Source organism: Pseudomonas sp. B2021 (assembly GCF_018135665.1).
GTDB lineage: Bacteria > Pseudomonadota > Gammaproteobacteria > Pseudomonadales > Pseudomonadaceae > Aquipseudomonas > Aquipseudomonas lactis.
This window is the reverse complement of sequence record NZ_SMOF01000001.1, coordinates 2,669,378-2,682,206: the sequence shown is the minus strand read 5'-3', so window position 1 is coordinate 2,682,206 and position 12,829 is coordinate 2,669,378. Positions and strand designations below refer to the sequence as shown.

The 12,829-nt window shown below is 60.4% G+C and carries 14 protein-coding genes and 1 pseudogene; 4 read left to right on the top strand and 11 right to left on the bottom strand.

The window, feature by feature from the left end; genetic code table 11:
* Positions 1-39: 39 nt before the first annotated feature.
* On the bottom strand, positions 40-1,122 hold the full coding sequence (locus tag E1K68_RS11915; protein ID WP_032900700.1) for an LLM class flavin-dependent oxidoreductase: 1,083 nt from the start codon (positions 1,120-1,122) through the stop codon (positions 40-42).
* 164 nt (positions 1,123-1,286) lie between these two features.
* Complete coding sequence (locus E1K68_RS11910; protein ID WP_094775195.1) at positions 1,287-2,141, bottom strand: helix-turn-helix transcriptional regulator; 855 nt, start codon at positions 2,139-2,141, stop codon at positions 1,287-1,289.
* A 109-nt stretch (positions 2,142-2,250) separates the two neighbouring features.
* Here E1K68_RS11910 and E1K68_RS11905 point away from each other — a divergent pair, with 109 nt between their 5' ends.
* The 3 genes from E1K68_RS11905 (at position 2,251) to glsB (ending at position 4,043) form a co-directional block, all read left to right on the top strand.
* The gene (locus E1K68_RS11905; protein WP_003191721.1) at positions 2,251-2,661 is read left to right on the top strand and encodes a hypothetical protein; all 411 of its coding nucleotides are present in this window, start codon (positions 2,251-2,253) and stop codon (positions 2,659-2,661) included.
* Between the two features lie 73 nt (positions 2,662-2,734).
* On the top strand, positions 2,735-3,079 hold the full coding sequence (locus E1K68_RS11900; protein WP_003191720.1) for a hypothetical protein: 345 nt from the start codon (positions 2,735-2,737) through the stop codon (positions 3,077-3,079).
* Between the two features lie 55 nt (positions 3,080-3,134).
* The gene (gene glsB / locus E1K68_RS11895; RefSeq protein ID WP_003191719.1) at positions 3,135-4,043 is read left to right on the top strand and encodes a glutaminase B; all 909 of its coding nucleotides are present in this window, start codon (positions 3,135-3,137) and stop codon (positions 4,041-4,043) included.
* Positions 4,044-4,099: 56 nt separating this feature from the next.
* Here glsB and E1K68_RS27785 read toward each other — a convergent pair.
* From E1K68_RS27785 to E1K68_RS11865, 7 genes and pseudogenes are all read right to left on the bottom strand, one after another.
* Positions 4,100-4,189, bottom strand: a pseudogene (locus E1K68_RS27785) (outer membrane lipoprotein carrier protein LolA); the annotation flags it as partial.
* A 42-nt stretch (positions 4,190-4,231) separates the two neighbouring features.
* A complete protein-coding gene (locus E1K68_RS11890) occupies positions 4,232-4,471 on the bottom strand; it encodes a DUF6124 family protein (protein WP_098951248.1) in 240 nt (79 codons plus the stop codon).
* Between the two features lie 412 nt (positions 4,472-4,883).
* Positions 4,884-5,651: a methanethiol S-methyltransferase gene (gene mddA / locus E1K68_RS11885; RefSeq protein WP_212614137.1), complete on the bottom strand. Its 768-nt coding sequence runs from the start codon at positions 5,649-5,651 to the stop codon at positions 4,884-4,886.
* A gap of 121 nt (positions 5,652-5,772) precedes the next feature.
* On the bottom strand, positions 5,773-7,041 hold the full coding sequence (locus E1K68_RS11880) for an FAD-binding oxidoreductase (RefSeq protein WP_003191714.1): 1,269 nt from the start codon (positions 7,039-7,041) through the stop codon (positions 5,773-5,775).
* Entirely contained in the window at positions 7,038-7,790 is a 753-nt protein-coding gene (locus E1K68_RS11875) for an amino acid ABC transporter ATP-binding protein (RefSeq protein ID WP_003191712.1), read from the bottom strand. Before E1K68_RS11875 ends, E1K68_RS11880 begins: the two co-directional genes overlap by 4 nt.
* Positions 7,787-8,455 (bottom strand): amino acid ABC transporter permease, encoded by a 669-nt coding sequence (locus tag E1K68_RS11870; RefSeq protein WP_003191710.1) that lies wholly within the window; start codon positions 8,453-8,455, stop codon positions 7,787-7,789. The genes E1K68_RS11875 and E1K68_RS11870 overlap by 4 nt, the downstream gene beginning before the upstream one ends.
* Positions 8,452-9,234, bottom strand: coding sequence for an ABC transporter substrate-binding protein (locus tag E1K68_RS11865; RefSeq protein WP_212614136.1), 783 nt, complete (start codon positions 9,232-9,234; stop codon positions 8,452-8,454). Before E1K68_RS11865 ends, E1K68_RS11870 begins: the two co-directional genes overlap by 4 nt.
* Before the next feature lie 215 nt (positions 9,235-9,449).
* On the opposite strand from E1K68_RS11865, the gene E1K68_RS11860 reads away from it, so the two are divergent.
* The gene (locus tag E1K68_RS11860) at positions 9,450-10,229 is read left to right on the top strand and encodes an IclR family transcriptional regulator (RefSeq protein WP_003191707.1); all 780 of its coding nucleotides are present in this window, start codon (positions 9,450-9,452) and stop codon (positions 10,227-10,229) included.
* A 213-nt stretch (positions 10,230-10,442) separates the two neighbouring features.
* Here the strand turns inward: E1K68_RS11860 and E1K68_RS11855 are convergent, their stop codons facing one another.
* Both E1K68_RS11855 and E1K68_RS11850 read right to left on the bottom strand, forming a co-directional pair.
* Positions 10,443-11,687, bottom strand: a complete 1,245-nt coding sequence (locus E1K68_RS11855) for a saccharopine dehydrogenase family protein (protein WP_003191706.1) — start codon at positions 11,685-11,687, stop codon at positions 10,443-10,445.
* A gap of 28 nt (positions 11,688-11,715) precedes the next feature.
* Complete coding sequence (locus tag E1K68_RS11850) at positions 11,716-12,813, bottom strand: carboxynorspermidine decarboxylase (protein WP_003191705.1); 1,098 nt, start codon at positions 12,811-12,813, stop codon at positions 11,716-11,718.
* Between the last annotated feature and the right edge of the window lie 16 nt (positions 12,814-12,829).

The following is a 12,829-nucleotide window of genomic DNA, read 5'->3' as shown; positions in this document are numbered from 1 at the left end:
TTCCCACGCTCGCGTGGGAACCATCGTTGTTCTGTACTATCAAGCCACTTGTTGAGCCCGTTCCCGTTCGGCGACCAGCTGACGAGTGAGGGGAATCAATATCTTGCCGTAGTCAATCGCATCATTGAGCGGGTCAAACCCACGAATCAGGAACGTGGTAATCCCCAGGTCGTAATAGTCCAACAGCGCCTCTGCGACTTGTTCCGGCGTGCCCACCAATGCTGTGGAGTTGCCTTGCGCTCCGAGCAACCCGGCAATCGCGGTCCACAAGCGTTTATCCAACCGTGAACCTTGCGCCGCCGCCGCCAGCAAGCGTCGCGAGCCTTCATTTGGCGGTTCGCGGCGCACAAAACCAGCCTTTTCGGCCAATGCCGTGGCTTGTTGCAAGATTTGCTCGGCACGCTGCCACGCCAATTCTTCGGTCGCGGCGAGGATCGGTCGCAACGACAAACTGAAGCGAATCGTACGCCCATGCCTGGCCGCTTCGGCGCGCACCTGAGTCACCACCTCGCGCACCTGCTCATAGGTTTCGCCCCACAGCGCATAGACATCCGCGTGCTTGCCGGCCACCGCAATCGCCGCCGCTGAAGAACCGCCGAAATACAGCGGGATATGCGGCTGTTGTGGCGACTTCACCGTGGAGTGGGCGCCTTCCACCTGATAATAAGTGCCGGTGAAGTCGAACGGCTGCTCACGGGTCCATTCCTGACGCACGACGCTCAAGTACTCATCGGTGCGCGCGTAGCGTTCGTCCTTGCCGATATGGCTACCGTCGGCGCGCAGTTCGCGGTCGTCGCCACCGGTGATGATGTGCACGGCGGTACGACCACCGTTGAACACATCCAGGGTGGCGAACTGGCGTGCAGCCAAGGTGGGTTGGACAAAACCTGGGCGATGGGCGATCAGAAACTGCAACTGGGTAGTGACGCTGGCGGCATGGGCCGCGATCAGCGTGCTGTCCGGGCTGTTGGAATGGAATGCCACCAGTGCGCGGTCGAACCCCGCCGCTTCGTGGGCGCGCGCCACGGTTTCGACGTAATCCGGTTGCAGGGTAGGGCCGCTGCGCGGGTGGATTTCCGAGGCGTGGTGGCCGCCGATATAGCCAATGAATTCAATGCTCATGGTCAGGTCCTTGTCGAGGTGGGTAAACAAGCCTCCACCGGGCAAGGGGTCGGTTCGTAGGGGGAAAATAGAGGGCACGGGCACGGCTGTAAAATGCCGATTGGTTCTAACCTAATTATTAAAATAAAAAATCATGAGTCTCTTCCTTTATCAGTAAATTGCATTTAGTCAATAACCTCGCGCATCGCAATGCTGGGTTGTGCTGCCTGGCTCGGCGCACCCGTTCGGTCCGCCAGGTAACGCGCCGGCGGTTGGCCCATGGCCTTGCGGAACATGGTGATAAACCCGCTGGCATTTTCATAACCCAGGTCCAGCGCCACGCTCTGCACACTTTCGCCGTTGGCCAGGCGCTGCAGTGAAAGGATTACATGCAACTGCCGGCGCCAGCGACCGAAGCTCAGGCCGATCTCTTCCAGCAACAGGCGGGTCATGCTGCGTTCGCTCATGCCGATGCGCACGGCCCATTCGCCCAAGGTGGATTTGTCGCCGGGGTTGGCCAATAGGCTGTTGGCCAGCCGATGCAAGCGCGGGTCTTGGGGCATCGGCAGATGCAGGGCTTCGATGGGGGCCTGGGCCAACTCATCGAGTAATGTCGCCACCAGCCGGCCCTGGGCGCCGTCTTCGTCGTAGAGCTGCGGGAAACTCACCGCCTTGCCGATCAACTCATGCAGCAATGGCGACACCGACAGTGTGCAGCATTGCCGGGGCAGGGCGCGGGCGGCGTCCGGGTTGATCAACAGGCAATACACGTCCGCTTCGCCAGCGCCACGGGCCGCGTGGGTCACCCCGCCGGGAATCCACAACGCGCATTGCGGCGGCACGATCCAGATACCCGCCTCGATCACACAATGCACCACGCCGCGCAAGGTGTAGATCAACTGCCCGTGTTGATGGTGGTGAGGGGTATGTTCCCAGCGCTCGGAGGTACTCGAGGCGCCCACGGCCACTATCGAGCGAGGGATGGCGGCGGCGTCGCGAACCCGGCAGGGGTCGTACAGGTCGAGGCGGTGATGAACCATGGTGGGAACTGCCTTGGCTGGATTGCGAAACATTCTGGCTATTCTGTGCAATGCTGTCCAGCGACCTGCGCTCTATGATGAGAGCCAATCTCATCCAAGGAGCTTTGCCATGCGACTCGACAGTTCAACTTTCCCCGTGGTGAAAATCTTTTTCGACGCGCCTAACGACGGCGGGCCGGAAGATGCCTTACTGACCTTCGAACATTTGTTGGCCCGTGAGCAGCCCTTCTTGCTGCTGCACGAAAAAACCGTGGATGAAAACAATCACGAACACGCCCACGAAGAGCGCAAGCGCGCCTCTATCTGGATGAAGAAAAACAAAGCAGCCTTGCGCGCCTACGTCAAAGGCATGATCCAGGTGGAGCCCAGCGCCGCCAAGCGCCTGGCTCTCAAGCCCTTCGCCGTGACGTTCGGCAAGGCCTGGGGCTACCCGCTGCTGGTGGTGGAATCCAAGGACCGCGCCTGGGCGCTGGCCCAGGACGTGCTGGACACAGAAGTGTCGGATGTGGCGCATTTCTAAGCCTGGCCAAAGCTCGACAGCGTCCACAATTGAACTACCTTGATTGACGAGCCTTCCCACTCGGTAATCAAGCATGCGCACTTTATGGACGCGGTATCTGGCGTTGCTGGAAAACGACCTGAGCACGCAGATTTTTGACAACGTCAAGAACCTGTTGGTCTGCGCGCTGTTGTTTGCGGCGGGGACCAACGCGCTGGTGGGGCCGCACGATTTGCTGATCGGTCTGTTTGCTTCCAGCGTCGCGGGGTGGGGCTTGATTGTGCTGTCGACGCTGCTGATGTTGTTGAACGTCAGCGACGGCATTCGCCGGCTGGCCAAGTTGCGTTATCACTTGGCGTTGCAACTGTTATTGATCCTGATCTACGTGGTGGTTGCCGAGCGGGTGGTAGAGATTGTGTGGGTGTTGCGCGCCCACTGAAGTATCCTCCGCGCCTCGTTTATCACTGATTCAAACAAAGATGACAGGACAAGCTATGCAGGCGCTGCTGGAGTCGATCCTCGACGAAGTGCGCCCCTTGATCGGCCTCGGCAAAGTTGCCGATTACATTCCCGCGCTGGCCGACGTGCCCGCCCACCAACTCGGCATCGCGGTCTACGGCAACGACGGCGCGGCTTACTGCGCCGGTGATGCCGATACGCTGTTTTCGGTGCAGAGCATTTCCAAGGTCTTCAGCCTGGTGCAGGCCATCGACCATGGTGGCGAAACCATCTGGGAACGCCTGGGCCACGAGCCCTCGGGGCAGCCGTTCAACTCCATGGTGCAGCTGGAATTCGAACGTGGCCGCCCGCGCAACCCCTTTATCAACGCTGGCGCGCTGGTGATCTGCGACATCAACCAGTCACGCTTCGCCGTGCCGATTCTGTCGATGCGCGACTTTGTACGGCGGCTGTCGGGCAACCCGCAAATCCTGGTCAATAGTGTTGTGGCCGAGTCGGAAGCCCAGCATGGTGCGCGCAATGCGGCCATGGCCTACTTGATGAAGTCGTTCGGCAACTTTCATAACGATGTGGACGCGGTGCTGCACAGCTACTTCAACTATTGCGCCTTGCAGATGAGCTGCCTGGACCTGGCCCGAGCGTTCAGCTTTCTGGCCAACGAAGGCGTGAGTGCCCACAGTGGCGAGCAGGTGCTGACGGCGCGCCAGACCAAGCAAGTGAACTCGATCATGGCTACCAGCGGGCTGTATGACGAGGCGGGCAATTTTGCCTACCGCGTGGGCCTGCCGGGCAAGAGCGGGGTCGGCGGCGGGATCGTCGCGGTAGTGCCGGGGCAGTTTACGGTGTGCGTGTGGTCGCCGGAGTTGAACGCGGCGGGCAACTCGCTGGCGGGGATGAAGGCGTTGGAGTTGTTGAGTGAGCGGATTGGGTGGTCGGTGTTTTGAGATCGTTCTTGTGGGAGCTGGCTTGCCTGCGATAGCGGTTTTTCAGTGCCATCGATCACTGTAGGAGCGAGCTTGCTCGCGAAAAACGCCCAGGCTCTGCGGTCATCCAGGTTGCCCGCGTCATCGTTGACGATCTTCGCGAGCAAGCTCGCTCCTACAGTGGGTAAGGGCGCGGCGCGAGCATCAGGTCAAGTGGCTGGGTGGGTGTCATCCAGCGCCTTGTCTACGAGCAACTGCACACCTTCGAGCATGCGGCAGATGCCCAGCGCTACGTTGCGTTGGGTACCGTCGATCTCAAAGGCTAGATGAGTAGCGATGTCACTGATGGAGGCTAGATCCTGGGAGGCGTTGATCAGCAGGGTTTCGGTGCCTAGGCCGGGGCGCACATTGAAGAGTTGTTCTGGTGGGTTGGGGCTGTCTTTGATCATGGTGAAACTCCAAGGGATATGGAGCTGCCACGGTTCGCGGTCAAACGAATTAGGGTGGCAGCTATACGCGGGTTGACCGACCGGTCCCAAGGAGCCCGGCATACCCGGAGGTATCCCGCGTACAGCTGCCGCGACACGATACAGCAGGCGTAAAGAAAACGCCTGATTCGATGTGGCACAGATGCAGTTGGGAGTCGGACGGTCAAATCCGGCCGCTGAATTGGCAGCGACGGCCCAGAGGTTAGTCAGTGAACTTCCGAGCGACAACCTGAAACAACTGTGGGAAAGGTCCGAGACCATACCCCACTGTAGGAGCGAGCTTGCTCGCGAAAAACGCCCAGGCCCTGCGGTCATCCAGGTTGCCCGCGTTATCGTTGACGATCTTCGCGAGCAAGCTCGCTCCTACAGTGGGTTAGTGGCGGGGTTTGTTGAGGCGTGGCACGATCATGCCCACCTCACGCTGATAGCGCCGATACCGCTCACCAAACAGCGCCACCAAATCCCGTTCTTCGAAACGGGCGCCGATGAAGAGATACGCCGACATCCCCAGCGCAAACAGCAGATGCCCCACGGTCATATGCGGCGTTGCCCAAAAGGCGATCAGGAAGCCCAGGTACAGCGGATGACGCACGACTTTGTAGAGCAGCGGCGTCCGGAATGTCAGGCCTGACGGTGGGGCGTTGCGCCAGCGATCAATGGCCTGTTTCAGTCCGAACAACTCGAAGTGACTGATCAAGCAGGTCGCCAGCACCACGATGCCCCAGCCCAGCCAGAACAGGCCGGTCAGCAGTGCCTTGGCCCAGGCGGCGTCAACTTCCCAAACGGTGTGCGTAATGGGCCGCCACTGCCAGAACAGCAGCGCGAGCATCAGGCTGGAGAGCAGCACATAGGTGGAGCGCTCCACCGCTGCCGGGGCGAAGACTGCCAGCCAGCGCTTGAAGCGTTTACGCGCCATGGCGCTGTGCTGGACGCCAAACACAATAATCAGTGACGTATTGATCATGAGTGCCAGCGCCCAGTCGATGCGCGCGCCGGAGTCGATGTGTTTGGGTACGACCACAGCCCCCATGAAGCCCATCATGTAAAGCAAGGTGAATAAGAAAACCAGGTAGCAGCAGGTGCTATAGACCAAGCCAGCCAAGCGTACCGTGAGGGTGTTTGAAGAGGCTTGCCGTTTCATGGACGAATCCTTTCGCACATGGTGAATGGGTGAGCCAATCGATGACTGGCTCGCTCAGGCTAACGGCATTCACGCAATCGGTAACCTGTTGGAATTGACAGTTGCAAGAGCATTTGGCGATTTAACCGACGTTCAACCGATCCAACAAGCTATACCAGGCCACGCCCGCGCCAATGTAGAACCGCTGCAAGCGATGCAAGGGCAAACGCTGCAAGGGCGTTATCGGGTAGGCGAAGCCTGCCGTGTTGTCGCACAACCGCCCGGCCAATTGCTGGCCCAGGCTGGTACACAACGCGATCCCGCGCCCATTGCAACCCAACGCCAGGGTGAGCCCCGGCGCCGGTTCGTGGACATGGGGCATGAAGTCCCGCGTGATTGCGATGCGCCCGGCCCAGCGGTAGTCGAATTCCAATGGCCCCAGTTGCGGAAACAGCAGCGCCAGGGAGCGCTCCAGGTGGGCAAAGTCGGCCGGTCCGGTGGGGTCGTTGAACAGGCCGCGGCCGCCCATCAGCAGGCGCCCATACGCGTCTTTGCGAAAATACAGCAGCAAGCGTTGCGCGGTCGACACGGTTTCCTGGCCTGGCAAAATGCTTTCGGCTGCGCGGCCACTCAATGGTTTGGTGGCGACGATAAAACTGTTGGCCGCAAGGACGCTCTGGGCCATGCCGGGCCATAAGTGATCGCTGTAGCCATTGGTGGCCAGCACCACTTGATCTGCCGTGACCTGCGCACCGCCGGCTGTCTGCAGTTGCCAAGCCGAACCCTGGCGCTGCAGGCCTGTCACCGCGCTGTGGCCATGCACCCGTGCGCCGGCCGCCAACGCCGCTGCCACCAACCCGCGGGCATACGCCAAGGGTTGAATGGCCCCGGCACGGCCATCCAGCCAGCCGCCGGCAAACGCCGAGCTGCCCATGCGTGACGCCACCGCCGTGGCATCCAGGCGCTGAACTGGTACGCCGCGTCGGGCCCATTGTTCGGCCCGAGCATGCAGCCCGGCCACCGCCTTTTCACTGTACGACACCTGCATCCAGCCCTTGCGCACCGGCGCGCAATCGATGCCATGGCGTTCGATCAGCTTGAACACCAGGTCCGCCGAGTTCGACACCGTGGCGATCAACGGCTCGGCGCGTTCCGGCCCGTACTTCTGTACCAGCTGCTGCGGGTCATATTTGAGCGTGGGGTTGACTTGCCCACCGTTGCGCCCCGAGGCACCCCAGCCTGGCTCATGGGCCTCCAGCACACACACGCGCACGCCACGCTCTGCCAAGTGCAGCGCCGTCGATAAACCGGTATATCCGGCTCCGACAATCGCCACGTCGACCTTCACCGACTCGTTCAATGCCGGTGTTGGCACCACTGACGGCGCAGTCGCCGACCACAACGATTTCATGACAGGCTCCGCGTGTTGCCTGTGGGGTGCAGCACGCGCCGCAGGAAATCCTGGGTACGCGCATGCTGCGGGTTGCCCAGCACCTGTTCAGCGGGGCCGCTTTCGACGATGTAGCCGCCGTGCAGGAAGCACACGCGGTCGGCCACTTCGCGGGCAAAGCCCATTTCGTGGGTGACCACGATCATGGTCATGCCTTCATCGGCCAGGGTGCGCATTACCGCCAGCACATCGCCGACCAGTTCCGGGTCGAGGGCCGAGGTGGGTTCGTCGAACAGCATGGCGTCGGGTTTCATCGCCAGGGCGCGGGCGATGGCAACGCGTTGCTGCTGGCCGCCGGAAAGCTGTTCGGGGTAGGCGTCGGCCTTGGCGCTCAGGCCGACTTTTTCCAACAGCACCAGGGCTTCTTCGCGGACTTGGCGGGGCGATTCGCCTTTGACGTACACCGGGCCTTCCATTACGTTTTCCAGCACCGTGCGATGGGGGAACAGGTTGAAGCGCTGGAACACCATGCCCATGCGGCTGCGCAGAGCGTGTACGGTCTTGCTGCCACGTTGTACGGTTTCGCCGAACACGTTGATATGCCCGCCGTCGTAGGCTTCCAAGGCGTTGATGCAGCGCAGCAGGGTGGATTTTCCCGAGCCCGAGGGGCCGATCAGGCACACCACTTCGCCCTTGGCCACGTCGAGGTCGACGCCGTGCAGGACGTGGTGGTCACCGTAGTGTTTTTGCAGCTGGCGAATCTCGATCATGCTTTTTTCCTCCGGCCCAGGTACTGCTCCATGCGACGCAGGCCATACACCAGCGGCAGGCTCATCAACAGATAGAGCAGGGCGACCAGGGTGTAGACGGTCATGTTCTGGAAGGTCGATGAGGCGATCAGTTGGCCCTGGCGCGTCATCTCGGCGACGGTGATGGTCGACACCAGCGAGGAGTCCTTGAGCATCATCACCAGGGTGTTGCCGTAGGGCGGCAGGGCGATGCGAAACGCCTGGGGCAGGATCACCCGGCGCATCATCAGCCCCGTGCGCATCCCTAAGGCTTCGGCGGCTTCACGTTGGCCTTGTTCGACGGCGATGATGCCGGTGCGGAAGTTCTCTGCCTGGTACGCCGAGTAGGCGATGCCCATACCGATCACCCCGGCATAAAACGCCGTGAGATGGATGCCCATGTCCGGCAGCACGAAGTAGATGTAGAACAGCTGCACGATAATCGGCAGCCCCCGGATCACGTTGATGATGGTGCTGGCGGTCCAGGACAGCGCGCGAATCGGCGACAGCTTGAGCAGCGCCAGCACCAGGCCGAGGGCGCTGCTGAGCAGGAACGACAGCACGGTGATCTGGATCGTCACCCAGGCGCCTTGCAGCAGGATCGGCAGGAAGTCCTGGGCGTTCTGCAGGAACTCAGCCAGGTTCATGGGCGCTCCTGGGCGTCCAGCCCCCATTTCTTGAGGATGCTGTCCAGCGTGCCGTCGGCCTTGATACTGGCGATGGCGGTGTTCAGGCGCTCAAGGGTTGCGGCATCGCCCTTGCGCACCACCAGGCACACTTCGCCGACGTTAGTGGGCTTGTAGTCAGGCGCCAGTTTCACGCCTTTGAACAGCTTTTGACGGATCTGGTAGGCCACCACCGGCTGGTCACCCACGGCGGCCTTGATGCGGCCCAGGGACAGGTCGCGAACCATCTCACCGATGGAGTCGTAGGTGCGGATCTCCTTGAAGATGCCCAGCTTGTTCAGTTGGTCGTAGAAGATTGTGCCGGCTTGCACGCCGACGACCTGGCCTTTGAGCGGCATAAGGTCAGGGTAGGCGGCATCGTCGTCGGCGCTGATGATCAGCCCTTCACCATAGGCGTAAACCGCGGCGCTGAAGTCGACCACTTGGGTACGCTCCGGGGTCTTGAGCATGCCGGCGGAAATAAAGTCCAGCTTGCCGGATGTCAGGGACGGGATCAGCGCGGCAAAGTTGGTCTGCTCGATCTGGCTGCTGAACCCGCCGGCCTTGCCGACGGCTTCCGCCACGTCGACCATCACGCCCTGGATGCTGTTGCTCTTGATATCCAGGAAGGTAAACGGCGAACCACTGGCGGTTGCACCGACTTTGTACGAGGACGCACTGCCTGCGTGCGCGACGCTGATGCAGAGCGTGGCGCACAGGCCGAAGGCAAGGCGGCGAAACAAGGGCGAAAGACTGTTCATCGGGTTACTCCAGACGGAAAACGGAAAGTCAGTACCGCAAGCGGCTGCCGATGAAATCGCAAGCTCTATGCCATTTCGAATCAGAAAAATCGTAAATGATGGTAGAAAGTTTTAAAAATGAACCTTTCGTATCGATATGCGATATTTAATGGTCATTAATCAGCTTTTAAGGTAGAAATATCACCACGCCTGAGCCACCTGCCCGCGAGTTCGCCATGTCCGAAGACCGCAACAGTTTGCACAACCAATCCCTGGAAAAAGGCCTGTCGGTGCTCAAGGCTTTTAGCGCACAGCGCCGTAGCATGAGCCTTGCAGAGGTGGCAGAGGCCGCCGGCATGACCAAAAGCTCGGCCCAGCGCATGGTGTTCACCCTCGAAAGCCTGGGTTACCTTCGGAAACACTCGCGCACACGCCATTACCAACTCACCCCTCGGGTATTGGAGCTGGGCTTCAGTTACCTGGATGCGCATTCGTTGATCGAAGTGGCCAACCCGTTCTTGTCCGAGTTGACCCGATTGACCGGCGAGACGTCGTGCCTTACCGAGCCGGCGGGCTACGACATGACGTACATCGCGCGCTTTGTTAGCGCAGGGTTCGTGCCGGTGCATATGCCGATTGGCTCACGGGTGCCGATGTACTGCACGGCGTCGGGGAGGGCGTATTTGAGTGCGTTGCCGCAGGAGGAGGCGTTGGCGTTGATCGAGAACAGCCAGCGAGTGGCGCATACCAGCCGCACGCTGACCGACGTCGAGGCGATCATGGCCTCCTTGGAGCAGGTGAGGGCGCAGGGCTATGCGGTGAACACTCAGGAACTGTTCCTCGGCGACATGACCATCGGCGCGCCGGTGCTGGGCGGCAATGGCCGGCCCGTGGCCGCAGTGCATGTGGTGGCGCCGACCAGCCGCTGGTGCCAGGCGGATGCCGAACGGCAACTGGCGCCGGCGCTGTTGCAGTGCTCAAGGGCGTTGAGTAATTCGGCGCGGAATCTGGAATGAACCGAAGCTCCGTTTGCGCTGCAGATTCAGTGTGGGAGCTGGCTTGCCTGCGAAAGCGTCAGTTCAGTGACAGATTAATTGACTGACACGCCGCCATCGCGGGCAAGCCAGCTCCCACATTTTGATCCTCATTGTTCTTCGCGCTGTAGGTGAGCCCACACAAAAAATGCGCCCCTGGGGGCGCATTCTTTTTGCTCGGTCAGCTATCGCCTATCAGGCCGTCGCATCCCAGGCCCGATCACCGTTCTCGTCTTTGATCCGAGTCGGCAAGCCCATCACATCCAGCGCCTTGAGGAACGGCTCAGCTGGCAGTTCCTCGACGTTGGCCATGTGCTTCACATCCCACTCGCCACGCGCCACCAGCAGCGCAGCGGCTACCGGTGGTACGCCTGCGGTGTAGGAGATGCCCTGGCTGTCGGTCTCGGCGTAGGCCTCTTCGTGATCAGCCACGTTGTAGATGAACATCTCACGCGGCTGGCCATTCTTGGTGCCTTTGACCAGGTCACCGATGCAGGTCTTGCCGGTGTAGCCAGGCGCAAGCGAAGACGGGTCGGGCAGCACGGCCTTGACCACTTTCAACGGCACCACTTCCAGGCCTTCGGCGGTCTTGACCGGCTGTTCGGAGAGCAGGCCGAGGTTTTTCAGCACGGTGAACACGTTGATGTAGTGTTCGCCGAAGCTCATCCAGAAACGCACGTTGGGCACGTCGAGGTTTTTCGACAGCGAGTGCACTTCATCGTGGCCGGTGAGGTAGAGGTTTTGCGAGCCGACTACGGGCAGGTCGTCGGTGCGTTTGACTTCGAACATGGTGTTGCTGGTCCACTGGCTGTTCTGCCAGCTCCACACCTGCCCGGTGAATTCGCGGAAGTTGATTTCCGGATCGAAATTGGTGGCGAAGTATTTGCCATGGGAGCCGGCATTGACGTCGAGAATGTCGATCGAATCAATGCGGTCGAAATGCTGTTGCTGCGCCAGCGCGGCATATGCGTTGACGACACCTGGGTCGAAGCCCACGCCAAGGATGGCGGTGATGTTCTTCTGTTTGCATTCTTGCAGGTGGTTCCACTCGTAGTTGCCGTACCACGGTGGGGTTTCGCAGACCTTGCCCGGCTCTTCGTGGATGGCGGTGTCCAGGTAAGCCACGCCCGTGTCGATGCAGGCACGCAATACCGACATGTTGAGGAACGCGGAACCGACGTTGATGACGATCTGCGATTCGGTCTCGCGGATCAGGGCCTTGGTCGCTTCCACGTCCAGGGCGTTCAGCGTGAAGGCTTGGATATCGGCGGGAACCTTGAGGCTACCTTTGGCCTTGACGCTGTCGATGATGGCCTGGCATTTGGAGATGTTGCGCGACGCGATAGCAATACGACCGAGTTCGTCGTTGTGCTGCGCGCACTTGTGGGCCACCACCTTGGCGACACCTCCTGCACCAATGATAAGAACGTTCTTTTTCAATTGCTTTATCTCTCCTTTATCCGCCAGCTCAGGACAGGCTGGACAGGTAGTCGTCGTAACCAAATTCACGAACCACCTCGACTGTACCGTCGAGTTGTTTCACTACGATGGACGGCATTTTCAGGCCGTTGAACCAGTTTTTCTTGACCATGGTGTAGCCTGCGGTGTCGATGAACGACAGCCGATCGCCGATGGCCAGCGGACGATCAAATTGATACTCGCCGAAGATGTCCCCGGCCAGGCAGGATTTGCCGCACACCATGTAGGTGTGTTCACCCTCGCTCGGCGCCAGCTTGGCGTTGAGGCGATAGATCAGCAGGTCCAGCAGGTGGGCTTCGATGGAGCTGTCTACCACGGCGAGATTTTTGCCGTTGTAGAGGGTGTCGAGCACGGTGACTTCCAGGGAGGCGCTGTTGGTGATCGCCGCTTCGCCGGGTTCCAGGTAGACCTGCACGCCGTACTTCTCGGAGAAGGCTTTGAGCCGCGCGCAGAATGCGTCCAGTGCATAGCCTTCACCGGTGAAATGGATGCCGCCGCCGAGGCTGACCCACTTGACCTTGTGCAGCAGCGTACCGAAGCGTTCCTCGATGGTGCCGAGCATCTTGTCGAACAGGCTGAAGTCGCCGTTCTCGCAGTTGTTGTGGAACATGAAACCGGAGATCTGGTCGATCACGCCATCGATCTTCACCGGGTCCCACTCGCCCAGGCGGCTGAACGGGCGCGCCGGGTCGGCCAGCAGGTAGTCGGAGCTGCTCACCTGTGGGTTTACGCGCAGGCCGCGGGTCTTGCCTTCGCTGCGTTCGGCAAAACGCTGCAGCTGGCTGATGGAGTTGAAGATGATCTTGTCGCAGTTCTCCAGCATCTCTTCGATTTCATCGTCGGCCCAGGCCACGCTGTAGGCGTGCGCTTCACCTTCGAACTTCTGGCGACCGAGCTTGAGTTCATACAGCGACGACGAGGTGGTGCCGTCCATGTATTGCTGCATCAAGTCGAATACCGACCAGGTGGCAAAGCACTTGAGCGCCAGCAGAGCCTTGGCGCCGGACTGTTCGCGCACGTAGGCAATCTTCTGCATGTTGACCAGAAGCTTCTGTTTATCGATGAGGTAGTACGGCGTTTTGATCATTTTTGAGAGCCTGCGG